Raw genomic sequence first — 23,629 nt, forward strand, 5'->3', positions numbered from 1 at the left:
CGTCGCGGCCTACTCCGCGCTCGACGCGGACGCTCGCACGTCGTGCGCTCGTGCTTCGCGCCCGACGCCGGAGAGAGCGTCCCTCGGCATCGATCCCGTCCGGGTGAGCGAGACGATCAGCCCAGCGGCTGTTACGGCAAGTGTCGCGGCAGCGTAGACGATGGCCGCGGGCACCAGACCGATGGCGTCGCTGAGGAAGCCCGCCGCGATGGTGGGGATGCCGTACGCGAGATAGGCGACGACGTAGACGGCGGAGAACAGCGTCGCGCGCTCCTGCGCTGGCGTCAGCGGGACAAGCAGCCCGAGCGTGCTGGAGAAGACGGCGCCGAAGCCGAGGCCGGTGACGATCGCGCCGCAGATGATGAGCGAGGCGCGGCCCGCCGCGAACGAGCACGCCTCCAGCGACACACCGGCGAGGACCGCCGCGTATCCGGCGAGCATGAACCGCCGGGGTGGCATCAGCGGGCCGAGTACGAGCGCGGAGACGGCCGCGGCCAGGGGCTGGGCCGCGACGACCAGGCCGAGGGCGGCTCCGCCGGTGATGTGCAGGGCTTGATGAACGATCGACGCCCCGAGGCCGAGAACCAGCCCGGCCGACATCCAGATGCCGATCATCCCCGGGGCGGTGCGAGCGAACGCGGTCCGGGCGGCGGCTGGAACGCCGACGCGTGACACGAGGGCATCGCCGTTCCCTTGACGCCCACCGACCGTCTCGGGCGAGGCCGCTGTGACGGCGAGGGCGACGACGACGATCGCGAGTGCGGCTCCGAACACGACCGTGGCGGGTGCTGCCGCGAACTGGATGGCGACGCCGGTGAGGGCGACACCGATGCCGAGTCCGGCGACGGATGCGATGCTCACGACCAGTGCCGCTACCTTCTTCAGCGCCACTGGTGCGACCTCGGCGATGTAGGCGCTGAACGCGCTCGTGGCCGCTCCCGTCGCGAAGCCCTGCAGTGCCCTCGCGACGATGACGACGCCGATGCCCGGGGCGATCAGGAACACCACCATGGCGACCGCCTGGAGCGCGAGGGCCGCGACGAGCACCGGACGGCGGCCGATGCGATCCGACAGGGAACCGATGACGAGAAGCGCGAGGAGGAGCGCGAAGGCGTAGATCGCGAACGCGACCGTCAACTCGCTGTCGGGAAAGTGCCAGTGCTGCTGGTAGACGACCAGGAGGGCGCTCGGTGCTCCCGCAGCCGCCATCACCGCCGTGAACGCGATGGCGGACGTGACGAAGGCGACGACCGGCGGAACCGTTGGACGCGGCATGGGCATGGAATCCCTCTCCACTCGACGTAGGACCGCACCCGACTGGACGGCCCACTCAGTTTCGAGCGGTGGGACGACACCCTCCAGCGGCAAGAATGCCAATACATGCGAGGATTCCGCCACGGGGTTGGATCACCGCGAGCCGAGGAGAGGGACGACGATGAGTTCACACCGGGTGATGGTGCTTGTGCTGGAGGGGGCGCTCCCGCTCGACGTCGGCATCCCGGCCCAGGTGTTCCAGCCGCGTGACGGGTTCCCGTACGAGTTGACGGTGTGCGGGGTCGTCGCGGGAACGGTGCCGTCCAGTCAGGGTTTCGGGTACGCGGTGCCGCAGGGTCTCGACGCGCTGACCGGGGCGGACACCATCATCGTCCCCGGCTACGCGCCGGTCGGCCGACCGGTCCCGGCCGAGGTGCACGAAGCGCTTCGGAGGGCGCATGCGAGAGGGGCCCGCATCGCGTCGATCTGTTACGGCGCGTTCGCCCTGGCCGACGCGGGTCTGCTGAAAGGGCGGCGCGCGACGACGCACTGGGACGCGGCGGAACTGCTGGCACAGCGCCATCCCGACACCGTGGTGGAGCCCAATGTGCTGTTCGTCGACGAGGGTTCGGTCCTCACCTCGGCCGGTGTCGCGGCGGGCATCGACCTGTGCCTGCACATCGTCCGGCGCGACCTCGGTGTGAGCGTGGCCAACGACATCGCCCGCCGTCTGGTGACGGCGCCCCACCGGACCGGCGGCCAGGCCCAGTACCTTCCCCGAAGCAGCCCGGAACCGCACGGCGACACCCTCGCGGCGACCCGGGAATGGGCGCTGACACGCCTGCACGAGCAGCTCACCGTCGCCGATCTCGCGACGCACGCACGAATGTCACTGCGCACCTTCATGCGCCGCTTCACCGAGGAGACCGGCGACACGCCGTTGCAGTGGGTCCTGCGTGCCCGGGTCGACGCCGCCCGCGCGCTCCTGGAGACCACGAAGCTCCCGGTCGACCGGATCGCCGAGCGCGTCGGACTGGGAACCGGCTCCAACCTCCGCCTGCACTTCCGGAGAATCCTCGACGTGTCGCCGACCGAGTACCGGGCCGCGTTCTCCGACCGGACGATCCCGACTCCTTGAGCGGGAACTCCGGCCTGCCGTACCCGACGCGAAGCGAACCACCGCATGTTACGGTACCGAGTACCACATGGAACTTGATACCAAGGAGTCCGCCATGGACAGCCGGACCGTCGTCTTAACCGGAGTGACCCGCGGATTCGGCCGCGAGACCGTCGAGTTGCTGATCCGGGAACGGCCGCAGGACCACTACGTCGCGCTGGCCCGCCGGGACGGCGAACGCCTCGCCGCGGAACTCGTCGCGGCCACCGGCGCTTCCGGGGTCACAGGAGTGGACTGCGACCTCGCTTCGCTCGCCGAGATCAGGCGGGCGGTGAAGGAGGTCCTGCGGGGGCTCGACACCGGTCAACTCCCGCCGCTCGGCGGCTATCTCGGCAACGCCGGCCTGACGGTCACGACGACCGACCTGCGCACCACGGACGGGTACGAGATGACCTTCGGGGTCAACGTGCTGTCCCACTACCTGCTCGTCAGCGAGTTGCTGCCCCGGTTCACCGGTCCGGGCTGGATCGTGCTCACCTCCAGCGACTGCCACTTCGGGCAGTTCCGCTACACGCTCGGCGCCACGCCGCCGCCGCGCTGGGAGACGCCGGAACGACTGGCCACACCCCGCCCCGGTGGAGCGCGGGAGGCCGGGCGGGCGTACGCGACCAGCAAACTCGGCATCATCCATCTGACCCACGCGCTGGCCCGCCGTCTGCCCGACGACGTCGGCGTCTACTCCTACAACCCGGCGCTCGTCGCGGGCACCGACTTCTTCCGCCACGCCCCGGGGCCCGTGCGGGGCGTGCTCAACGGGTTCTTCCAGCTTCAGCGCTTCCTCGGCCGGGGCATGACGCCGCAGCAGGCGGGTGCCCGGCTCGCCGAGACGATCCTGACCGGACCGACCGCCCGGACCGGTTCCTACCTCGATCGCGGCCGCGCCGTCCCCTCGTCGCCGGAGTCGTACGACGAGGCCCGCGAGGAGGAGCTGTGGCGCGAGGCCGCCCTCCTCGTCGACGCCGACCGCCGGGCAGGACAGGCGGATATCCTGGTCGAATGAACGCGAACAAGTCTCCGGTGGAGTCCTTGCGGGACCGCAAACGCCGCCAGACCCGGGAACGGATCATCGAGACGGCCTTCGCGCTCTTCATGGAGCGGGGGTTCGATGTCGTCACCGTGGACGAGATCGCCCAGCGGGCCGAGATCGGCCGCACCACCTTCTTCCGCTACTTCGGCGACAAGCAGGAAGTCGTCTTCTCCACCGAGGACGACTTCCTGCGCGCACTCACCGCGGCCATGCGCGACGCACCCGCCGAGCCGCTCCGGGATCTCGCGCAGGCACTGACCACATCACGGCTGCTGCTGCTCGCGCTCTGCACCGAGGCCGCCCGCGACCCCGGCCACTACGCGGTGTACCACCGTCTGGTCAAGCAGCACCCCGAGCTGGAGGACCGCCACACCCGCAAGACCCGGCACTACGCCGGCCTCCTCGAGAAACACCTCATCGACCACGGCACCCCGCCGCCCACCGCCGTCCTCGCCGCCCAGTTGACCCTCGCCTGCTACCAGACGGCGTGGCGCCTCGGCGGCCACGACGCGACGGCGGTGCTCCGCGAGGCGAACGACGCCTTCGACCTCCTGCTGGGCACCGCTGCGGCATGACCGGCCGGCCCTTACGCCGGGCTCGTTGAAGGGCTGAACCAGACAGTCGGCTCGCGTCACCCCGGCGCGACCTGCAACCCCATGACCGTACGCGCCGCGTCGCGCACGTCACCGTCCTCGTCCGCCGCGAGCCGTTCGAGCGCGGCCCGGACCGTCGGGCCGGGTCGGCGCGCCAGGGACCACGCTGTACAGAACCGCACCCACCGGTCGGCGTCCTCGGCACAGGAGACCAAGAGGTCGGTCACCTCCTCCTCCCGCGAGGAGCCGAGGGCCGAAACCGCGCTGCGCCGCACCTCGGGCGCGAGATCGCGGGCGCCGGTGAGCAGGACGGCCAGGGCTCGTGGCGGGTCGCCGACGCCGAAGATGGTGCTGAGGGTACTCATCGCGTCGGCGCGCACCTGCGGGTCCGGGTCGGATGCCGCGTCGGCCACCAGCCCGAAGTACCGCGCACCGCCGAAGTCGATGACCGTCACGCCCCACATGCCGACCCGACGGGTCCTGGGATCGGCCGAGCCGAGGCACTCCAGGACCAGCCTGATCGATTCCTCCGGCCACGCGGAGAACAGATCGAGGAGAGTGAGCTCCAGAGTGTCCCCGTCGTCGTTGCGATCGCTTTCCCGAGCGCACAACAGCGCGGGCAGCGCGGCCGCACCACAGGCGCCCGCCAGAACATGGGCGATCCGGTCCCGCGCGAAGGAGTCGTCGGCGTCGACGTGCCGAGCGAGCCGCCGTTCGAGGTCCGGCCGCAGGAACGCGGCCGCCGGTGTCCGCAGTCGCTCCACCCAGGGCTCGAACCGGAGGTGTGCCCCGGGCCCGCGCAAGGTGGCGTCGGCAAGCCGCGCGTCCAGCTCACTCAAGGCGTGCCGCAGTGCCGAGCGCTCCGCCGCCTGTTCATCCATCGCCGCCGTCATGCCGTTCACCTTACGGTCGGGTGGTGTCACCGGTCACCGAGTGGGCTGCTCCCTCGCACCGTTGACAGCTCGAACGCGGCCCGTCAGAGTCCCGGCGTGATCGACATCAGCGAGCTGACACCGGCCGAGTCGCGCGTGTGGCAGGCCTTTCCGCGCGGCGAGTCCGTGGACTTCCGCGCCGAGGACGAGGACCCGGCGCTCGACACCACGTACGGCGCCGAACGCACCGTACGGGCACGTGTGTTGCGGGCGCTGTTGCTCAAGGCCCCGCAGGAAGAGGGCGAGATAGCCGCCCTCAAGCTCACCGGGGCGCGGATCACCGGCGTGCTGGACCTGAAGTACTCCACGATCGACGCCGCTGTCCGGTTGAGCCACTGCCAGTTCGACAGCGTTCCCGAGCTCTACGGTGCCCAGCTGCGCCAGCTCAGTCTGAGGAGTTCCGTTCTGCCGGGCCTGGATGCCTCGACCTTGCGGGTCGAGGGGCCGCTGCGGATGACGGACTGCCGCATACAGGGGCCGGTACGGCTCAGCGGAGCACGGATCTCCGGGGCGCTGGTCATGGAGCGGACGGAGTTCGCGGCGGGGGACGATTCCCGCTCGGCGCTGTGGCTCAACCAGGCGTCGGTAGGTGCCGACTTGTGGGCCCCGGAAATGCGCGCCCACGGACAGATACGGCTCACCGGAGCCACCGTCACGGGGCGAATCAACATCCAGGACGCCGAGTTCGACAACCCGGGCGGCATCGCACTGGACGCGCAGAACCTCACCGTGGAGGCGCACGTACGGGCACGCTGCCTACGCGCACGCGGGCGGATCGAGCTGCGCGGCGCACGCATACCGGGCCGCCTCGACCTGCTCCACGCCCGCCTGTCGAATCCGGGCGACACGGCGCTGCGGGCGAGCAGTTGCGTCATCGGTGAGCTGTGGATACGCGGTGGTGACCGTATCGAGGGCGCCCTGAACCTGCGGCGCTCCCACGTCGAACTCCTGACCCTCGAACCGGAGATGCTCCCCGAGCGGGTGCTTCTCAGCAATCTCCGGTACACGGTGCTCACCCCGCACGAGCCCGCCGAGCGCCGCCTCCCGATGCTGGAACGAGACGGCGGCGCGTACGAACCCCATGCGTACGAGCAGTTGATGGCCGCCTACCGTCATGTCGGCGACGACGACGCGGCCCGGCTCGTGCAGCTCGCCAAACTGCGCCGCCGGCGCGCCACGCTCGTCTGGTACGCACGGCTGTGGGGGTACGTCCAGGACGCCACCGTCGGCTACGGCTTCCGCCCGCTGCGCGCGGCCGTGTGGTTGCTGTCCGTCCTGGCCGTGGGATCGCTCGCGTACGGCCTGCACCACCCGCGCCCCGTCAAGGCGGGCGAGGCTCACGACTTCAACCCGGTCTTCTACACGCTCGACCTGCTCCTGCCGGTCATCGGCTTCGGCCAGGAGTCGGCGTTCGCTCCTCAGGGCTGGTACCAATGGCTGTCCTACGGTCTGATCCTCACCGGCTGGATCCTGGCGACGACGATCGTGACAGGCGTGACCCGTACGGTCAGCCGTCAATGACCCTGGCCCGCCGCACGAGGGACGTGGCGGCCTTCTCCCACTCGGGCCGCTCGAAAGCGAACCCCGCCGCGCTCAACCGCCCCGGCACCACGCGCCGGCTCTTGAGCAGCAGCTCCGTGTCCGAGCGGAGCGCGAACGCGCCCAGCTCGGCCATCCAGCGCGTCGCGGGCAGCCCCAGGGGGACGCCCCAGGCCGTGCGCAGGGCTCGCATGAAGTCGCGGTGCGGAAGGGGGGCCGGGGAGGCGAGGTTCACCGGGCCGGCGATGTCGTCGCGGGCGATCAGGAACTCCACCGCTCGCACGAAGTCCTCGTCGTGGACCCAGGAGACGTACTGCGCGCCGCCGGCCACCGGGCCGCCCAGTCCCAGCCGGACCAGTCGTGACAGGACGGCGAACACCCCGCCCCGGTCCGGGCTCATGACCATCGCCGAGCGCAGCGCGACCTTGCGGGTGGCGGGAGCCGGCGCCTCGGCCTGGGCGCTCTCCCAGTTCTTCGCGATCTCGACGCTGTAGGCCCAGTAGTCCGGAACTCCGTGCTCCGAGCCTCCGATCACTCCGGTCGCCTCGTCGTTCGCCGCGTCGAAGCGGTGGGCGTAGACCGTCGCCGTACTCATCTGCAGCCAGACGCGGGGCGGCCGCGCGGCGGCGGCGATCGCCTCGCCGACCACCCGGGCCGAGTCCACTCGGGAGTCCATCATGGCTCGCAGGTTCTCGGCGGTGTAGCGGCAGGAGACGCTGCGTCCGGCCAGGCTGATCACGACGTCGCAGCCGTCGATCGCCGCTGCCCAGGGGCCGAGCGTGGCGCCGTCCCATGCGATGTCGTGTGTCCGGGTGGGACGCCGGGTCAGTACCGTGACCTCGTGACCGGCCGCCGTCAGCGCGCGGTCGAGAATCGCGCCCACCTGTCCGGTTCCCCCGGGCAGCACTACCTTTATCGAATCCCCCTCGGTTTCGTTCGAGATCAGCGTAGCCCGCATTTTTGAACGCGTTCAACCGGGGAGATCGACGGGCGACAGGGCAACGCGAGGAGAGCCCGCCGAAGGCGCGGCAAGCCACGGGGCCAGGAGAAGGTCCGCCCGGCCATGCGGCGGATGGCGTCGTCGCCGTTCCGGCCGGTCGGCGACACGGCAGGCGGAACGCGGCCCGGCATCGGCAGCGCGCGTCGACGCCTCGCCGGGGGACGGCAGGTGCACCGATGATGCGTCACCGGCCCGGAGGCGTCAACGGTTCGGCGGGGACTGGTTGTTGAGGCGCGGGGGGCGGATTCGCCGGGGGTGACGGCGAATCCGCGCGTTGCCGATTTGTGACAAGTACAAGCCATTGACGTTGCCGGGAGAGGGCGTCCATCATCCTCGCCATGCCGTGTCAACGATGACATAAGTCAACGATGACACCTCGGGACGGCATGCACCGATGCCGGCCGCGCCGCTCGCAATCCCGCAGGAGTCGTTCATGTCTCGCATCACCCGCCAGCGTCCGACCGTCCTCAGAGCCGCCGCGTGTCTGGGTGTCGCGGCGCTCACCCTCACCGCCTGCGGCTCCGGTTCGGGTTCGGGGTCCGCGGGCTCCGGCTCGGGCGGAGTCAAGGTGGGTCTGATCACCAAGACCGACACCAACCCGTTCTTCGTCAAGATGAAGGAGGGCGCGGAGCGGTCCGCCAAGGAGAACCACGCCCAACTGCTGACCGCCGCAGGCAAGTTCGACGGTGACAACGCCGGGCAGGTCACCGCCATCGAGAACATGGTGGCCTCCGGGGTGAAGGGCATCCTGATCACGCCGAGCGACTCCAAGGCGATCGTGCCCGCGATCCAGAAGGCCCAGGCCAAGGGCGTCCTGGTCATCGCCCTGGACACGCCGACCGAGCCGCAGACCGCGGTCGACGCGCTGTTCGCGACCGACAACCTCAAGGCCGGCGAACTGATCGGCGAGTACGCCAAGGCCGCGATGAAGGGCAAGAAGGCGAAGATCGCCACGCTCGACCTCGCGCCCGGTGTCTCCGTCGGCGTCCAGCGGCACGACGGCTTCCTGAAGGGCTTCGGCGTCGGTGCCAAGGACCCGTCGGTGGTCTGCTCGCAGGACACCGCGGGCGACCAGGCCAAGGGGCAGACCGCGATGGAGAACTGCCTCCAGAAGGAACCCGGCATCAACCTCGTCTACACCATCAACGAGCCCGCCGCGCTGGGTGCTTACACCGCCCTGAAGGCCAAGGGCCGCGAGAAGGACGTGCTGATCGTCTCCGTCGACGGCGGCTGCACCGGCACCAAGGCCGTCAAGAGCGGGCAGATCGCGGCCACCGCGCAGCAGTACCCGCTGAAGATGGCGGCGGAGGGCGTCAAGGCCGTCGTCACGTACGCCAAGGACGGCAAGAAGGCGTCCGGTTACACCGACACCGGCGTCAACCTGATCTCCGACAAGCCGCAGGCCGGGGTCACTTCGAAGGACACCGCGTACGGCCTGGAGAACTGCTGGGGCTGAGCCGCCCCGAGGCCGTACATCACCGACCGGGGCGGCCGTCCCTACTCCCCTGAGGGACGGCCGCCCCTTCTCCCCTCAACACCCTCTCGCGCACGGGCACTTCGCGGCCGGACCACTCCGGCACCGACGAACGACCCCGCCCGAAGTCCTCCCGCACGGCTCCTTCGACAAGGACTCCGCAATGACAGCCACGACCACGCCGTACGCCGATCTCTCGGCGCCCGGTACGGCGCGCCGACTGCTCACGGCGCCGACCACCGGCCCGCTGGCCGCGCTCCTGATCGCCTGTGTCTTCTTCTCCTTCTCCACCGACCAGTTCCTGACCGGCGGGAACTTCTCGCTGATCGTGCAACAGGTCATGGTCGTGGGGACGCTCGCCATCGGGCAGACCCTGATCATCCTCACCGCCGGAATCGACCTGTCGTGCGGCGCGGTGATGGCGTTCGGCAGCATCATGATGGCCCGGATGGCCGCCGAGGGCACGCTGCCGCCGCTGCTCGCGATCGTCCTCGGCATGCTGGTCTGCGGCGGATTCGGGCTGCTGAACGGGCTGTTGACGGAGAAGATCCCGCTGCCGCCGTTCATTGTGACGCTCGGGATGCTCAACGTGGCGTTCGCGCTGACCCACATCTACTCGGAGGAGCAGACGGTCACCCAACTGCCCAGCTCGCTGACGGCACTTGGGCAGACCTTCCCGCTCGGGCACACCGACATCACCTACGGCTCGCTGGTCACCATCGCCCTGTTCCTGGTGTTCGCCTACGCGTTGAGCAGCACCGGCTGGGGCCGGCACGTGTACGCCCTCGGCAACAGCGTCGAGGCGGCACGGCTGAACGGCGTGCGCACCTCGCGGCTGACCATCGGCGTGTACACCGTCGCCGGGCTCCTCTACGGCGTCGCCGCGCTGCTGCTCATCTCCCGTACCGGGGTGGGCGATCCGCAGGCGGGCCAGACCGACAACCTGGACTCCATCACCGCGGTGGTCATCGGCGGGACGAGTCTGTTCGGCGGGCGCGGTTCGGTGCTCGGCACCTTCATCGGTGTCCTGATCGTCGGCGTCTTCCGCAACGGGCTCCAGCTGATGGGCGTCGCGTCCATCTACCAGACGCTGATCACCGGAATCCTGGTGATCCTCGCGGTGACCGTCGACCAGTTCTCCCGGAAGAGGGCCCGATGACCGCCACCGACTCCCCCACCTCCCCGGCCCCCATTCTCCAGGCGCGCGGTCTGGTCAAGCGGTACGGGCAGGTCACCGCGATCGACGGCGCCGATTTCGATCTGCTGCCCGGTGAGGTCCTCGCCGTCATCGGCGACAACGGGGCGGGCAAGACCAGTCTGATCAAGGCGCTGACCGGCGCGCTCGTGCCGGACGCGGGCGAGATCCGGCTGAACGGCGAGCCGATCCGGTTCTCCGGGCCGCAGAGCGCGCGGGCGCACGGGATCGAGACGGTGCATCAGGACCTGGCCGTCGCCGCGTCCATGGACATCGCGTCGAACATGTTCCTCGGCCGTGAGCTGCGGCGCCCCGGAGTGCTCGGCACCGTCTTCCGGATGCTGGACAAGAAGCGGATGCGGCAGGAGGCGGCCGGGCACATGGCCGATCTGAAGATCGGGCTGCGCTCGCTCACCCAGGCCGTCGAGACGCTGTCCGGCGGGCAGCGGCAGGCCGTGGCGGTGGCGCGGTCGGTCGCCTGGGCGCGCAGTGTCGTGGTCATGGACGAGCCGACCGCCGCGCTCGGGGTCAAGGAGTCCGGGCAGGTGCTCGACCTGATCCGGCGGGTGAAGGACCGGGGGCTGCCCGTCGTCCTCATCAGCCACAACATGCCGCACGTCTTCGAGATCGCGGACCGTATCCACGTACACCGGCTGGGCAGGCGCGCGGCGGTGATCAAGCCGTCGGACTACTCGATGGCGGAGGTGGTCGCGATCATGACCGGCGCGCTCACCGTGAACGAGAGCGGGGATACTGTCGTCGCCGACTCCGAGGCCGTGAAGGCCGCCGGGGTCGAGACCCCCTGACACCCGGTCGCGACCCCTCTGGTACCCGGGGTCGCGACCCCGCCTGACATCGCGGGACCGGCACCGACGCCGGACCCGCGCGTCAGCACTCACGCGTCTCCGGCCGAGGCCGCGGCCGGAGCCGACGAGCACAGGAGACGTTTGCTCCATGGCAGCGAACCGCCGCCCCACCCTGGCCGACGTCGCACGCGAGGTCGGTGTCAGCGCCAAGACGGTCTCCCGCGTCCTCAACGAGGACGGGCCCGCCTCGGCGGGGACCAGGGAGCGGGTGCTCGCCGCGGTCGCCCGCCTCGGCTTCCAGCCGAACCTGATGGCCCGCAACATCCGCGTCGGCGGTCCCGACACCACCATCGGGCTCGTCGTGCCCGACCTGGGCAACCCCTTCTTCGGCGCGGTGGCCGGGAGCATCGAGGACAGCGTCCGTGAGCGGGGGCTGACCCTGCTGATGGGCTCGTCGGCCGACGACGCGGGCCGCGAACGGGCGCTGACGGACAAGTTCCTGGCGCGCCGGGTGAGCATCCTCATGGTGGTCCCGTCCGTGGGCGCGGACCACGCCCACCTCAGGCCCCATCGCTCGGCGGGACTCCCGGTGGTCTTCGTCGACCGGCCGGGCGCGGGTCTGGTCACGGACAGCGTGGTCAGCTCCAACCGGGCGGGGGCGCGGTCCGGGGTGGCCCATCTGATCGCGCACGGGCATCGCCGGATCGGCTTCGTCGGCGACCTGCCGACCAAGCTCTACACGCGTCGCGAACGGCTCGCCGGGTACCGCGAGGCGCTGCGGGACGCCGGGCTGCCGGACGACCGGCTGCTGGTGGCGAGCGCCCACGACCAGGGCGGGGCGGGCGAGGCGACCGCGCGGCTGCTGGCCCTGCCCGACCCTCCGACGGCGCTGTTCGCGGGGAACAACATCGTCGCCGTCGGCGTCGTCGCCCGCCTCGCCCGCGACCGGCGCAAGGACGTGGCCGTGGTGGCCTTCGACGACATCGCCCTCGCGGACGCCCTCGAACCGGCCCTCACGGTGGTCGCCCAGAACCCCGAGGAGATAGGCCGCACGGCCGCCGTCACGGCCCTGTCCCGCCTGGACGGCGACCGCAGCCGGGTCCGTACGGTCACGGTGCCGACGCGGCTGATCGCGCGAGGGTCGGGCGAACGGGGTGGGGTCGCGGAGTACGTCAACTAAGCGTTCTCGTATGAGCGTTGGCCGTCGCACCCCGTGCCGACGGCCCGCTCAGCGGCCCCCCGGCAACAGATGCGGGGCGTACTCCGCGACCGCCCGCTCGATCTCCCCCAGGGACGGGTTGACCAGGCCGTGGCCCGCCACGGACACGGTCGGGACGGTCTCGTTGCCGTCCGCGACCGAGCGCACGTAGGCGGCCGCGTCCGGGTCGCGCCAGATGTTGACCTCGGTGTACGGCAGCTTGGAGAGGCGCAGCCGCAGCCGGAGTTTCATGCAGTACGGGCACATGGGCCGCCAGTGGACGACGATGCCGTCCCGGTCCTCGGTCACCGAGTTCCCTTCGGGTGGTGTGACGTCGGACGGAGTCTAGCGGCGGCCCATGTGCGCGGCTGAACTACTGGTACTCGACGGTCACCGGCGTGCGGATCGTGGTGGTCGGCAGGGTGACCCGGAGGGACTTGGTGTCGGCGTCCCAGTGCCAGGCCGAGGGGGCGAGGCGGTTGCCGGCCGCTGTGACGCCGGTGGGCGCGTGGTCCGCGCCCTGGAAGGTGACCGTCCAGGAGCGGCGGGACACCTGCCCGTGGAAGGAGCCCTTGGCCGGGCCGATGCGGAGAGTGTGCCGCCCGGCGTGCTCGGTGTAGTTGATGCGGGTCGTGGCCGCGCGGTGGCGCGAAGGGGCGCTCACGCCGTCGTCCTCGTAGAGGGTGAAGGAGCCCGGCGCGCCGGTCGCGACGGTGACGGCGACCTTGTCGAGCGGGGTCGCCGCGTCGTGGTCCACGTGTGCGGCCCGGGTGGTGACGATGCCGCCCGCGCGGACGAAGACGGGCATGGTGTCGAGGGTGGTCGTCACGTCGTACGTGGCGCCGCCGGTGCCCGCGCTGTAGGTGCGGCCGGTGAAGTAGTCGGTCCACTGGCCGGGCGGGAACCACACCGAGGTGGTCGTGCTCGTACCGGGGGTGGTGACCGGCGCGACGAGCATGTCGGGGCCGTAGAGGTACTCGCCGCCCGCCTTGCCGTAGGCGTTCTCCTCCTCGGGGTAGTCGAGGTAGAGCGGCCGGGTGATCGGGACGCCGGTGGTGTTCGCCTGCTGGGCCAGCGTGTAGGTGTACGGGACGAGGGACTCGCGCAGGTTCAGGAACTTGCTCGCGGAGTCGCGGGCCGCGTCGCCGTACTGCCACGGAAGGCGGTCGCTGTGATTGCTGTGCAGGCGGTCGACGGGCTGGAAGGTGCCGAACTGCACCCAGCGGGCGTACAGGTCGTCGGGCAGCTTGGTGGTGCGGTGGCTCTTGCCGTCGTCGGTGGTGTAGGTCTCGGCGCCGGGGATGCCGTGGCCGTCGTTGTGGCCCCCGATGTCGTGGCTGACGGCTGCCATGCCGGTGGCGACGGACTCGCCGGGGGTGTAGCCGACCTCGGCGCGCAGGGTGCCCCAGGTGGAGGAGGTGTCGCCGGTGAAGTGGAGCGTGCTGCGCTTGTCGGCCCAGGGGCCGGTGGGCAGACCGACACCGCCGCTGTAGCCGCCCGCCTGGAGGGAACCGTAGGCCCGCGAGAGGACGAAGCCCCGCTCGCTGGTCTCGGCGGTCAGGTCGGCGTACTTCTGGTTGATCCAGGCGTCCGGGGTGACGCCCGGCTGCGAGGAGCGGGAGGCGTCGCAGCACCAGTCGAGCCACCAGAAGTCGTTCCCGGCCTGGTCGAAGGGCCGGTGCAGATCGAGGTACGCCTTCAGCTGGTCGGGGTCGCCGAAGTCGAACGTACGGCACGCCGATCCCGCGCTGGACGCGCAACCGCCCCTGGCCAGCTTGTTCTTGGCGGTCGCCATCGCCTTCGCGTACTGCGGGTCGGACTCCAGGATGCTCGGGTGCACGTTGAGCGTGTTGTGCAGTCCCTCGGCGGTGGACCAGTCGAAGAAGCCCTTGGGATCGGGGTACTTGGCCGCATCGAAGTTCCAGCCGCTCCAGGTGTTGGGCGACTTGAAGTCGGTGTCCGTGACCAGCACGTCCAGCGGGACGCCCGCCTTGCGGAACGCGGGCAGGATGGTCTTCTCGTAGTCGTCGGCCGTGCGGTCGATGTACTCCGAGTACCAGACGCCGTACGCCCAGCGGGGCAGCAGCTGCGGCGGCCCGGTCAGGGTGGCGAGGTCGGTGAGGCCCTGCTTGTAGTCGTGGCCGTAGCCGAAGAGGTAGCCGTCCTGGTAGGGACCGGCGCCGTGCGAGGGGCGCGGGACGGCCTTCTCGGTGCGGGTGTCGTACGTCGCGGAGGCGGTGTCGTCGAGCAGGTACCAGCCGTCGCGGTACAACAGCCCCGGTGTGGTGCGGGTGTTGGGCTCGCGGTCGCCGTCGAGTCCGTCGAGGCTGCGCCGGTAGCCGCCGAGGGCGACATGGGACTGGGGGGCCGGGTCCGTGCGGGCGGTCACCGCGAGGGTGTCCGCGTTGACGTGACAGCTCGTGGTGTCGGGGCAGTTGAGCGTGACGTCGTTGGTCCCCGCCTTCAACCGCACCGGTACGGAGGCCGACTTCCAGGTGTCCCAGTTTTCGGTCGCGGGGAGGGTGAGGGTGGCGTCCGTGCCGGTTCCGGTGCCGACGCGCACCTCGCGGGCCTGGTGCAGGCCGTCGCCGCCGGTGCCGTTGGCGTAGCGCAGGTGGAGGAGGTAGGTGCCGTCGGCGGGCACGTCCGTGACGTGGGCGGTGAGCCGGGCGTCCTTGTTCAGCTCGGCCGCGAAACCGTCGCCGGTGTAGCCCTGGTGGTCGGTGGCGAGCACGGCGGAGCCCGCGAGGAGGGTGTCCTCGGCCTCACAGCTGGTGCCGAAGTGGCAGCCGGACAGAGCCGCTTGGGTCTTGCCCGGGTAGTCGGCGCCGGGGTTGGTCAGGGCCGCGCTGTCGATGTTGACGGCGCCGGAGTCGGCGGCGGTGCGGTGCAGCCGTACGGTGTGGTGGCCCGCGCCGAGCGTGAGCGGGACACGGGCCACGCCCCAGGCGTTCCAGTCGGCGGTCGCGGGGAGGCTGAACGTCCGGTCCGCTCCCCCGTCGACGCTGAGGCTGAGGGTACGGGTCTCGTGGCGTCCGTCGGAGCCGGTGCCGTTGGCATAGCGGACGGCGTAGTCGTAGGTGCCGGACTTCTCCGAACGCACGTCCGTGGTCAGCGAGTTGCTGTTCACCTCGAAACCCGCGAGGAAGCCCTTGCCGGTGAACCCGGCGTGGTCGGTGGCGACTCCGGGACCGTCGTGCAGCTGCTCCTCAGCCTCGCACAGCGTGCCGACCGCGCAGTCCGGGTGCTGCCAGGGCGCGGCGAGCACCTGGCCCTGGCCCGCCTTCAGCCGCACGGTCAGGTTGTCGGCGGAGAAGGGCCCCGAACCGACCTCGTAGCGCAGGGTCAGGGCGCTGGTGGTGAGGGTCAGGACGCCGTCCTTGACGGACGAGCTGTACGCGGGCGGCGTGAAGCCGTCCCGGCCGATCGCGTTGAACGTCGCGCTGTCCTCGAAGCGGTTGTCCCCGGCGTACTCGGTGCGGATCAGCGTCGGGGACAGCACCTGGAATCTGGCGTTCTGGACGGACACGGTGGCCTTGCGGGCGGGTGTGGCCGCATGGCTCGCGGTGGCCGGATCGGCGCAGGTCAGCCCGAGGGCCGCCGTCGCGCAGACGAGGGCGACGCGGGTGAGGCGTCCGCGGGGTGAACGGGACAGGGGTGGTCGCACGGCACGCTCCATGGGGGGGGCAACGGCGCTCTCGCGAGCGCGGTGGACGTACGGAGACGACAAGTGCACTGGACTACCGGTCGGACCGGTGTGGCTACAACGTTGTAAATCCGGTCCCCCCGCATCAGAACATGACGCCCCTGCGGTGTCCACAGGTGTAACGGGCCTCTTTGACAACGGAGTTCACGGACCGTGCGGGCCGTCGGTCACGAGGCATCCGCGTCGTGCCCGACGAGGGACAGGTCGGACACCAACGCGCGGGCGGTGTCGGCGAAGTACTGCTCGTCCGCGCCGGGCGCGAGGCCGAGGGTCACCCCCTGAGCGAGGCCGACGAACAGGGCCCTCAGCGCGGTGGTCAGCCGTTGCGCCTGCTGCGGCGTCACGACACCCCCGTGGTGCGATCGTCCGGCGAACAGCGCGACCAGGTGACTCTCCTGCGCCCTTACGGACGTGGCGAGTTGGGCCCCAAGCTCCGGATCGTGCAGAGCCATGTCGAGCAAGGTGATCTGGAGCGACAGGCCGGATCGCGCGTCGGGGGCGTCACAGCCGCGCCGGTAGTGCCGGGCGAAGGCGTCGACCGCTTCGAGCAGCTCCAGTTCGGCCGGCACCGCCTGCTCGATCTCCTCGTAGTACGGCCGCAGATGGTCGGCGACGAGGGCGACGACCAGGCCGTTCTTGCTCCCGAACAGCGAGTAGATCGCGCCGGTGGTCAGATCGGCGCGCTCGGCCATCTCCTCGAGCCTGGCCCGGTACCCGTCCCGGGAGACGACCTGGAACGCGGCGTCCAGCAGGGCACGGCGGTTGCGTTCCTTGGCTTCCGCTCTCGTCATTCTCATAGTTTCATTATTACCGTAATCTCCTTACGGAACAGTTCAATTGACGCGAGCTTCAAGGGGGAACGCTCATGACCGAGGTTCTGGCATCGCGAGTGAACCGACGCACGGTGGGTGCTCTCGCCGACGGCGCCTTCAAGGTGCTGCTCGGCGCCGCCTGCCTCACCGCCGCCGCACCGCTCGGGCGGCTGCTCGGCGTACCCGTCTGGCTGATGGCCGCCTCGGGCGTGGCCCTGCTGATCGGTGGCGGCATCGAGCTCGGCTACACCCGCAGCCGGTCGATGCGCACGTACACGCGGCTCATGGTCGGGTACGACAGCGGGTGGGTGCTGACGGGGCTTGTCGGGCTGCTGATGGCGTGCCGGGGGTGAGGTGTGGGTGGGGTACCAGGCGGTCGCGCCCATCGCGTTCGCCGTACTGCTGGTCGCGAGCAAGGACGAGATGTGCGCGAAGTAGCAGCCGTCGAGGTCCTCTGCGTCTTCGACTGGAACCCCGCCGTACCGGACCAGTTGACGACTCTGGCGGTGAGCGGCGAGACGGTCGACGCGGCGGAGCGGGCGGCCGCCTCCGCGCTGCCCGAAGCGGGAGCGACCGGGCCGGCATCGTGGCTGGGTCTGCCGGTGCCCCTGCGTCGACAGCTCGTCCGGGTCTGCCGGTCCGTCCCGACGCTCGGCCTGTACTGCGTGATCGACGACGAGCGCCCCGGCGTCACGCCGCGCGAGTTTCTGCGGGCCGCGGTCGCCGACACGGCAGAGCAGTTCGCGCCTCTTCGTCGTGCCCGTACGGCACACGGCTTCCTCCTCAACGAGCCCTTCGAGGAGCTGCGCGATGCGCTGCGTGCCGCCCCCTACCGGGACATGGATGCTCGGCCGCGCTTCCTGCCGCGTTCGTCCTTTGCGGGCCTGCGCGAACTGATCCGGCTGACGGCCGTGTGCTGCCGGGAGACCCTGTACCGGACGGACATACCCGAGGACGAGGACCTCCTGGACATCTGCGACACGTACGTCGTGGGCGGCCGCTGACGAGTCCGGTCAGCGGCCCTGACGCAAGGTCCGGCGCCCGGCGCTGCCCAGCCACGGTCCGTACGCCACGCAGGCGACGGCCAGCACCAGCAGCATCACCAGCGCCGGGTTCACCCAGCCCGGCACGCGGTCGTACCCCGCGTTGCACCTGTCGTGCAGCGGGAACCAGCTCGTGTGTTCGTCGAGGTGCTCCCGACGGAAGGCCCGACTCTGCACTTCTGCGCAGTAGTCCGTGCACGCGGGACCGGACGACGGCAGCGGAAGCCGGGGCACAGCGACGCGTTCCGGCCGAGTCCGCTCCCGGGCTGGACAGACCTTCTCCGCGGTGCTGTCGTGCTCATGACCGGAGTGGTTCAACGTTGGAAAGTTGTCGATCACTCGGATCGCTCGGCCCCTTGGACGAACGGACGACCGACAGGACGGACGCGCCATGCCGACTCGCAGACATCGCCTTCTCGGCGGACTCCTCGCACTGGCCCTCGCGTTGGGCGGGCTGCTCGCGCTGCCCACGCCGTCCGTCGCGGCGACGGCGGTATGCGCGCTCGCCTGTGACACGCTCGATCCGTCGAAGGCGCGGCAGGAGAGCTTCCCGGTGGGTGACCGGAACTTCAACGGTCGGGTGCTGCGCCTGCACGTGTCCGAGGCGGACGACATGGCGTGGGCCAGTATCGACCAGGGAACGCAGGGGAATTCCGTCTGGCTGGACCGGAGTTGGGACCGGGGGGCGACCTGGGACGGGCTCCTCGGCAAGGCGAGCATCCCGGGCTCGTGGACCGGCACGCGAACACTGATGTACAACGTCACCGACCCGGTGGCGCACCGGCGCGGCTGGGTCCGGGCGTGCGGGGACGCGGGTGCGGTGACCTGCACGGACTGGTTCCGGCCGCAGGTGTGCGACGGTTCGGCCTGTGACGGCGCCGACCCGGCGACCGCGGCGGGCGACACACGCCCGGTGCCCGCGACCACGCTGTACGGCCGCACCATCAGCCTCCACCTGGACCAGGCGAACGGCACGGCCTGGGGCGTCGTCGAGAACGGCGGAGCGGGGGACGAGATCTGGCTCGACCGGTCCTGGGACGAGGGCGCGAGCTGGCCGGAGGGATCGTCGCTGGGTCGTATCTCCGTTGCCTCCGGGGCGAGTTCGGCGCGGACCAAGATGTTCGCGACGCGCGATCCGCGCGGGCTGCTCCACGGCGGCGCCGTGCGGGCCTGCGGCCGGGAGGCGTCGCACCAGGACGGCAGCTGCACGGCGTGGGCGCGGCCGGTGCCGACCCGGGCGCGTGCGGCGGCAGACGCGCTCGTGGCGTCGTACCAGGTCAACGAGGGCTGGTGGCGTAGCAGTTGGTGGAACTCGGCCGTCGCGCTCACCTCGCTGATCGACTTCGCGCGGACGAGCGGTCGGCACGACTACGACTGGGTGATCGCCCGGACCTTCGAGCAGAACAACGGTGTCTTCCCGGCGGGCGGCCGCAGTTCGGACGCGATCGAGGGGCACTTCATCAGCCGCGCCATCGACGACGCGGCCTGGTGGGCGGTGGCCTGGGTGGACGCGTACGACTACACGCACGACAAGCGGTATCTGGACGAGGCGGTCACCATCACGAACTACGTGCAGCAGTACTGGGACACGAACACCTGCGGCGGCGGGGTGTGGTGGAACCGGGAGCGCACGTACAAGAACGCCGTGACCAACGGGCTCTACCTATGGCTGGTGACCTCGCTGCACCAGCGGGTGTCCGGCGACACGACGTGGGGCGCGCGGGCGACGACGGCGGCGGACTGGTTCCTCAACAGTGGGATGATCAACTCCTCGGGTCTGGTGAACGACGGGCTGAACTCGTCGTGCGCCAACAACGGCCAGACAGTGTGGAGTTACAACCAGGGGCTGGCCATCGGCGCGTTCACCCAGCTGTGGCGTTCGACCGGGCAGAGCCGCTATCTCGACACCGCCCGGCGGCTCGCGGACGCGGGGACGACCTCCTCGCAGCTGACGCGCAATGGCGTGCTGACCGAGTCCTGCGACCTCGGGTCCGCGTCGTGCGACGACAACCAGAAGCAGTTCAAGGGCGTGTTCGTACGGCATCTCGCCGACCTCGCGGCCGCCACCGGATCGTCGGCCTACCGCGCGTATCTCACCCGGCAGGCCGACTCGATCTGGGGCACCGACCGGGACGCGCTGAACCGGCTGGGCGCGCGCTGGGCGGGTACGGCGCCGAACCCGGTGGACTGGCGTACCCAGGCGAGCGCGCTGGAGGCGTTGACGGCGGCGGGCTGAACCCGTCGCCGTCAACGCCGTACGGCGGCGGGCTCACCCCACCCGCCGCCGCCTCGCCAGCCACGTCTGGGCGATGACGACCAGGACGAGGAACGCCCCGCTGGCGACCTGCTGGTAGGCCGAGTCCAGGGAGCCGATCTGGTTGATGACGTTCTGGATGACCTTGAGCAGGAGGACGCCGACGAGGGAGCCGCTGACGTAGCCGAGGCCGCCGGTGAGGAGCGTGCCGCCGATGACGACGGCGGCGATGGCGTCGAGCTCCATGCCGTAGCCGAGGATGGTGACGCCGGAGGCGAGGTAGGCGGCGCTGAGCGCGCCGGCCAGGCCGGCGAGGAGGCCGGAGAGGGTGTAGACGGCGATCTTGGTGCGGGCGACGGGGGCGCCCATGAGGGCGGCGGCCTGTTCGTTGCCGCCGATGGCGTAGACCCGCTGGCCGAAGGCGGTGCGGCGCAGCAGGACGGCGCCCGCCAGATACAGAACGGCCGTGATCCATACGGGTGTTGCGACGCCGAGCAGCTTGCTCTGGCCGAGGGTGGCGAAGAAGGAGCCCTTGGCGACGAGGTAGGTGTCGGCGCCCTCGTCGGTGATGGCGAGCATGATGCCGCGGGCGGCGAGCATCGAGGCGAGGGTGACGATGAAGGGGGCGAGTCCGGTGCGGGCCACGAGGAGGCCGTTGACCAGGCCGATCACCGCGCACACAGTGAGCGGCAGCAGCAGGGCGACGACCGTGCCGTACTGCGAGCCCCAGGCGGCGAGGACCCCGCCGAGGACGAAGACGGAGCCGACCGAGAGGTCGATGCCGCCGCTGACGATGACGAAGGTCATGCCGAGCGCGACGGTGGCGAGGAACGCGGAGTTGACCGCGATGTTGCCGAGGTTGTCGCCGGTGGCGAAGGAGTCGAAGGAGAGGGAGGCGACGGCGGCGAGGACGACGAGGGCGACCAGTGCGCCGTGCCGCTGGGCGAGTTCCGCGACGCGGTCGCCGCGCCGGGTGGTGTCCTCGGCGGGTGCCGCCTGAGGGGCGGTCGTGGGGTGTTCCTTGGTGCTGGTCACCGCTTGCCCCTCTCCCGTGCCGCGTACACCGCGAGCACGATGACCAGTGCCTGGGCGATCTGCGTCCAGGACGTGGGCAGATCGTGTTTGATGAGCGTGGCCGTCAGCAGCTGGATGAGGACGGCTCCGGCCACCGTGCCGCCGATCCTGACGCGGCCGCCGGTCAGCGGGGTGCCGCCGACCACGACGGCGGTGATGGCGGACAGTTCCATGAGGTTGCCGAGGGAGCTGGGGTCGCTGGCCTGGAGCCGGGCCGTGGCGAGGAACCCGGCGATGGCCGCGAGGACGCCCGAGCAGACGTAGACGGCGATCAGCACGCCCCGCACCGGGAGTCCGGCGAGCTGGGCGGCGGGCCGGCTGTCGCCCACGGCGAGGAGACGGCGGCCGAAGACGGTACGGCGCACGACGAAGCCGACGATCACCGCCAGGGCCGCCGCGATGAGCGCCAGATACGGGATGCCGAGGACGCTCCCCGCGCCGAGCGAGGCCATGGTGGGGTCGCGCACGTCCTTGAGCTGGGGCAGCAGCACCAGCGCGATGCCGCGCCCGCCGACCATGAGCGCGAGGGTGGCGACGATGGGCTGCACCCCGACGTACGCGATGAGCGAGCCGTTGGCGAGTCCGACCACGGCGCCCGCGACCATGGCGACGAGCAGCGCGAGCCAGGGGCCGTAGCCGAGGTAGAGCGAGGTGACCGAGGTGGCGAGCGCCATCACCGCGCCCACCGACAGGTCGATGCCCTCGGTGCCGATGGCCAGCGCCATGCCGAGCGCGACGATCAGGACGGGGGCGACCTGGACGGCCTGGGTGCGGAAGTTCTCGCCGGAGACGAAGTGGTCGGTGAAGAGCACGTTGAACAGCAGCAGGACGGCGAGGCCGAGATAGACGCCGTAGTTCTGGAGCCAGGCGACCATCGTGGCGCGTTCGGGGAAAGCCCTTCTGTCGAGGGCGAGTTCAGTCATGACGGGGCTCCTCCTCGGCCGCCTCGGCGATGGCCCGCATCAGCTGGTCCTCGCTCACGTCGTCGCCGGTCAGCTCGCCGACGACGGCGCCGTCCCGGAGCACGACCACGCGGTCGGAGCCCTCGACCAGTTCCTCCACGTCGGAGGAGATCAGCAGGACGCCGAGGCCGTCCTCGGCCAGTTCGTCGATGAGTTTCTGCACCTCGGCCTTGGCGCCCACGTCGATGCCCCGGGTGGGTTCGTCCAGGAGCAGCACCTTGGGCTGCATGGCGAGCCAGCGGGCGAGGAGGACCTTCTGCTGGTTGCCGCCGGAGAGTTCGCCGACCTTCTGGTGCGGGCTCGCGGCCTTGATCCGCAGCCGTTTCATGAAGGTGTCGACGACACGGTCCACGCTCGCCTCGGAGACCAGACCGAAGCGGGACATGCGGGGCAGCGCGGCCAGGGCGATGTTCTCCCGGACGGAGAGGCCGGGCACGATCCCCTCGCTCTTGCGGTCCTCGGGCAGCAGGCTGATCCCGGCGCGGATCGCGGCGGCGGTGGAGCCTGTGCGCACGGGTCGTCCGGCCACGGTGACCCGGCCGCCCGCGAGCGCGAGGGCTCCCGCGATGGCCTTGGCGGTCTCGGTACGCCCGGAGCCGAGCAGCCCGCCGAGCCCCACGACCTCGCCGGGGCGGATGTCCACCGAGACGTCGTGCAGCAGATGACGCTTCGTCAACTTATCTGCTCTGAGCACTGGTTCGGCGCCCGCGTCGTGGCTTCCGGCGAACTTGGTGACACCCTCCGCGCTGACCTCGCTCGTCTCCCGGCCGAGCATGAGGGAGACGAGCTGGAGGCGGCCGGTCTCGGCCAGCGGTCCTGTGTGCACCAGCTTGCCGTCGCGCAGGACGGTGACCGTGTCGCAGACGGCGTACAGCTCGTCCATGCGGTGGCTGACGTAGAGCACGGCGATGCCCTGGGCGCGCAGCCGCCGGATGACGCCGAACAGCGTTTCCACTTCGCGGGGTTCGAGCGAGGAGGTGGGTTCGTCCATGACGACCACGCGGGCGTCGACGGAGACGGCGCGGGCGAGCGCGACCATCTGCTGGGCGCCGACGCCGAGTTCGCGCAGGGGGCGGCGGACGTCGACGTGGACGCCGTACTCGGCCATGGTCTCCGCCGCCTCGCGGTGCATCCGGGCGAAGTCGATCAGGCCGAGCCGGGTACGCGGTTCGCGGCCGAGGCAGAGGTTGCGGGCCACGCTCATCAGGGGGATGAGGTTGACCTCCTGGTAGATCGTGGAGATCCCGGCGTGCTGCGCGGCGAGCGGGGTGGCGAAGGCGGCCGGTTCGCCGCGGTAGCGCAGTTCGCCCTCGTCGGGGCGGTAGACCCCGGTGAGGACCTTGATCAGGGTGGACTTGCCCGCGCCGTTCTCGCCGACCAGGGCGTGTGTCTCACCGGCCCGGAGTGTGAACGTCACCCCGTCCAGGGCCAGTACACCGGGGAAGCGCTTGGTCAGGTCGCGTACGGCGAGTACTTCGTCGGGAGGTGCGGTCACGGCTGCTCTCCATGGGGTCATGGGCGACGTGCCTGCTCGGGGCGCCGGGAGCGGTCGTTCCCCCGGCGCCTCACGATGACGAGCCGTC

General features: G+C 70.8%; 20 protein-coding genes and 1 pseudogene. 11 read left to right on the top strand and 10 right to left on the bottom strand.

Features of this window, described 5'->3' with window-relative positions; all coding sequences use genetic code 11:
- Positions 1 to 9: 9 nt before the first annotated feature.
- Positions 10 to 1,275, bottom strand: coding sequence for an MFS transporter (locus tag GTW40_RS01930; RefSeq protein WP_161178394.1), 1,266 nt, complete (start codon positions 1,273 to 1,275; stop codon positions 10 to 12).
- A gap of 160 nt (positions 1,276 to 1,435) precedes the next feature.
- Here GTW40_RS01930 and GTW40_RS01935 point away from each other — a divergent pair, with 160 nt between their 5' ends.
- The 3 genes from GTW40_RS01935 to GTW40_RS01945 all read left to right on the top strand — a co-directional run bounded on the left by GTW40_RS01935 (position 1,436) and on the right by GTW40_RS01945 (position 4,033).
- Complete coding sequence (locus GTW40_RS01935) at positions 1,436 to 2,392, top strand: helix-turn-helix domain-containing protein (RefSeq protein WP_161178395.1); 957 nt, start codon at positions 1,436 to 1,438, stop codon at positions 2,390 to 2,392.
- A gap of 67 nt (positions 2,393 to 2,459) precedes the next feature.
- A complete protein-coding gene (locus GTW40_RS01940) occupies positions 2,460 to 3,431 on the top strand; it encodes an SDR family NAD(P)-dependent oxidoreductase (protein WP_202485249.1) in 972 nt (323 codons plus the stop codon).
- The gene (locus GTW40_RS01945) at positions 3,428 to 4,033 is read left to right on the top strand and encodes a TetR/AcrR family transcriptional regulator (RefSeq protein WP_161178396.1); all 606 of its coding nucleotides are present in this window, start codon (positions 3,428 to 3,430) and stop codon (positions 4,031 to 4,033) included. Before GTW40_RS01940 ends, GTW40_RS01945 begins: the two co-directional genes overlap by 4 nt.
- Positions 4,034 to 4,089: 56 nt before the next feature.
- On the opposite strand, the gene GTW40_RS01950 is transcribed toward GTW40_RS01945, so the two are convergent.
- The gene (locus tag GTW40_RS01950) at positions 4,090 to 4,944 is read right to left on the bottom strand and encodes a HEAT repeat domain-containing protein (protein WP_161178397.1); all 855 of its coding nucleotides are present in this window, start codon (positions 4,942 to 4,944) and stop codon (positions 4,090 to 4,092) included.
- A 99-nt stretch (positions 4,945 to 5,043) separates the two neighbouring features.
- Between GTW40_RS01950 and GTW40_RS01955 the strand changes: the two genes are divergently transcribed.
- Positions 5,044 to 6,504, top strand: a complete 1,461-nt coding sequence (locus GTW40_RS01955; protein WP_161178426.1) for a membrane-associated oxidoreductase — start codon at positions 5,044 to 5,046, stop codon at positions 6,502 to 6,504.
- Here the strand turns inward: GTW40_RS01955 and GTW40_RS01960 are convergent.
- Positions 6,491 to 7,438: a DUF1731 domain-containing protein gene (locus tag GTW40_RS01960; RefSeq protein ID WP_161178425.1), complete on the bottom strand. Its 948-nt coding sequence runs from the start codon at positions 7,436 to 7,438 to the stop codon at positions 6,491 to 6,493. The genes GTW40_RS01955 and GTW40_RS01960 overlap by 14 nt on opposite strands.
- Before the next feature lie 517 nt (positions 7,439 to 7,955).
- Between GTW40_RS01960 and GTW40_RS01965 the strand changes: the two genes are divergently transcribed.
- The 4 genes from GTW40_RS01965 to GTW40_RS01980 all read left to right on the top strand — a co-directional run bounded on the left by GTW40_RS01965 (position 7,956) and on the right by GTW40_RS01980 (position 12,177).
- The gene (locus tag GTW40_RS01965) at positions 7,956 to 8,978 is read left to right on the top strand and encodes a sugar ABC transporter substrate-binding protein (RefSeq protein WP_161178398.1); all 1,023 of its coding nucleotides are present in this window, start codon (positions 7,956 to 7,958) and stop codon (positions 8,976 to 8,978) included.
- A 181-nt stretch (positions 8,979 to 9,159) separates the two neighbouring features.
- Entirely contained in the window at positions 9,160 to 10,155 is a 996-nt protein-coding gene (locus tag GTW40_RS01970; protein WP_161178399.1) for an ABC transporter permease, read from the top strand.
- Positions 10,152 to 10,997: an ATP-binding cassette domain-containing protein gene (locus GTW40_RS01975; protein WP_161178400.1), complete on the top strand. Its 846-nt coding sequence runs from the start codon at positions 10,152 to 10,154 to the stop codon at positions 10,995 to 10,997. Before GTW40_RS01970 ends, GTW40_RS01975 begins: the two co-directional genes overlap by 4 nt.
- Positions 10,998 to 11,145: 148 nt before the next feature.
- Positions 11,146 to 12,177, top strand: coding sequence for a LacI family DNA-binding transcriptional regulator (locus tag GTW40_RS01980; RefSeq protein ID WP_161178401.1), 1,032 nt, complete (start codon positions 11,146 to 11,148; stop codon positions 12,175 to 12,177).
- Between the two features lie 48 nt (positions 12,178 to 12,225).
- On the opposite strand, the gene GTW40_RS01985 is transcribed toward GTW40_RS01980, so the two are convergent.
- From GTW40_RS01985 to GTW40_RS01995, 3 genes are all read right to left on the bottom strand, one after another.
- Positions 12,226 to 12,504, bottom strand: coding sequence for a glutaredoxin domain-containing protein (locus tag GTW40_RS01985; protein WP_161178402.1), 279 nt, complete (start codon positions 12,502 to 12,504; stop codon positions 12,226 to 12,228).
- 64 nt (positions 12,505 to 12,568) lie between these two features.
- Positions 12,569 to 15,862, bottom strand: coding sequence for a TIM-barrel domain-containing protein (locus tag GTW40_RS01990; RefSeq protein ID WP_161178403.1), 3,294 nt, complete (start codon positions 15,860 to 15,862; stop codon positions 12,569 to 12,571).
- A gap of 206 nt (positions 15,863 to 16,068) precedes the next feature.
- Positions 16,069 to 16,692: a TetR/AcrR family transcriptional regulator gene (locus tag GTW40_RS01995; protein ID WP_161178404.1), complete on the bottom strand. Its 624-nt coding sequence runs from the start codon at positions 16,690 to 16,692 to the stop codon at positions 16,069 to 16,071.
- Positions 16,693 to 16,766: 74 nt separating this feature from the next.
- Here GTW40_RS01995 and GTW40_RS02000 point away from each other — a divergent pair.
- Together GTW40_RS02000 and GTW40_RS02005 are read left to right on the top strand one after the other, a co-directional pair.
- Positions 16,767 to 17,151: pseudogene (locus tag GTW40_RS02000) on the top strand (hypothetical protein).
- Positions 17,139 to 17,717, top strand: a complete 579-nt coding sequence (locus GTW40_RS02005; RefSeq protein WP_161178405.1) for a hypothetical protein — start codon at positions 17,139 to 17,141, stop codon at positions 17,715 to 17,717. The pseudogene GTW40_RS02000 and the gene GTW40_RS02005 overlap by 13 nt, the downstream one beginning before the upstream one ends.
- Positions 17,718 to 17,726: 9 nt before the next feature.
- On the opposite strand, the gene GTW40_RS02010 is transcribed toward GTW40_RS02005, so the two are convergent.
- Complete coding sequence (locus tag GTW40_RS02010; RefSeq protein ID WP_202485252.1) at positions 17,727 to 17,933, bottom strand: hypothetical protein; 207 nt, start codon at positions 17,931 to 17,933, stop codon at positions 17,727 to 17,729.
- Between the two features lie 214 nt (positions 17,934 to 18,147).
- On the opposite strand from GTW40_RS02010, the gene GTW40_RS02015 reads away from it, so the two are divergent.
- Complete coding sequence (locus GTW40_RS02015; protein ID WP_202485253.1) at positions 18,148 to 19,992, top strand: glycoside hydrolase family 76 protein; 1,845 nt, start codon at positions 18,148 to 18,150, stop codon at positions 19,990 to 19,992.
- A gap of 33 nt (positions 19,993 to 20,025) precedes the next feature.
- Here GTW40_RS02015 and GTW40_RS02020 read toward each other — a convergent pair whose 3' ends face one another.
- Genes GTW40_RS02020 through GTW40_RS02030 form a run of 3 tightly spaced genes read right to left on the bottom strand, consistent with a single transcriptional unit; the run spans position 20,026 to position 23,541 of the window.
- Complete coding sequence (locus tag GTW40_RS02020) at positions 20,026 to 21,045, bottom strand: ABC transporter permease (RefSeq protein ID WP_161178406.1); 1,020 nt, start codon at positions 21,043 to 21,045, stop codon at positions 20,026 to 20,028.
- The gene (locus GTW40_RS02025) at positions 21,042 to 22,007 is read right to left on the bottom strand and encodes an ABC transporter permease (RefSeq protein WP_161178407.1); all 966 of its coding nucleotides are present in this window, start codon (positions 22,005 to 22,007) and stop codon (positions 21,042 to 21,044) included. The genes GTW40_RS02020 and GTW40_RS02025 overlap by 4 nt, the downstream gene beginning before the upstream one ends.
- Complete coding sequence (locus tag GTW40_RS02030) at positions 22,000 to 23,541, bottom strand: sugar ABC transporter ATP-binding protein (RefSeq protein WP_343245597.1); 1,542 nt, start codon at positions 23,539 to 23,541, stop codon at positions 22,000 to 22,002. Before GTW40_RS02030 ends, GTW40_RS02025 begins: the two co-directional genes overlap by 8 nt.
- Positions 23,542 to 23,629: the final 88 nt, after the last annotated feature.

Source organism: Streptomyces sp. SID4985, from assembly GCF_009863025.1.
Taxonomy (GTDB): Bacteria; Actinomycetota; Actinomycetes; order Streptomycetales; family Streptomycetaceae; genus Streptomyces.

Coding starts and splice junctions, on each gene's coding strand:
- GTW40_RS01930 (WP_161178394.1), bottom strand. CDS start 1,275: ATGCCGCGTCCAACGGTTCCGCCGGTCGTCGCCTTCGTCACGTCCGCC.
- GTW40_RS01935 (WP_161178395.1), top strand. CDS start 1,436: ATGAGTTCACACCGGGTGATGGTGCTTGTGCTGGAGGGGGCGCTCCCG.
- GTW40_RS01940 (WP_202485249.1), top strand. CDS start 2,460: ATGGAACTTGATACCAAGGAGTCCGCCATGGACAGCCGGACCGTCGTC.
- GTW40_RS01945 (WP_161178396.1), top strand. CDS start 3,428: ATGAACGCGAACAAGTCTCCGGTGGAGTCCTTGCGGGACCGCAAACGC.
- GTW40_RS01950 (WP_161178397.1), bottom strand. CDS start 4,944: ATGACGGCGGCGATGGATGAACAGGCGGCGGAGCGCTCGGCACTGCGG.
- GTW40_RS01965 (WP_161178398.1), top strand. CDS start 7,956: ATGTCTCGCATCACCCGCCAGCGTCCGACCGTCCTCAGAGCCGCCGCG.
- GTW40_RS01970 (WP_161178399.1), top strand. CDS start 9,160: ATGACAGCCACGACCACGCCGTACGCCGATCTCTCGGCGCCCGGTACG.
- GTW40_RS01975 (WP_161178400.1), top strand. CDS start 10,152: ATGACCGCCACCGACTCCCCCACCTCCCCGGCCCCCATTCTCCAGGCG.
- GTW40_RS01980 (WP_161178401.1), top strand. CDS start 11,146: ATGGCAGCGAACCGCCGCCCCACCCTGGCCGACGTCGCACGCGAGGTC.
- GTW40_RS01995 (WP_161178404.1), bottom strand. CDS start 16,692: ATGACGAGAGCGGAAGCCAAGGAACGCAACCGCCGTGCCCTGCTGGAC.
- GTW40_RS02015 (WP_202485253.1), top strand. CDS start 18,148: ATGCCGACTCGCAGACATCGCCTTCTCGGCGGACTCCTCGCACTGGCC.
- GTW40_RS02025 (WP_161178407.1), bottom strand. CDS start 22,007: ATGACTGAACTCGCCCTCGACAGAAGGGCTTTCCCCGAACGCGCCACG.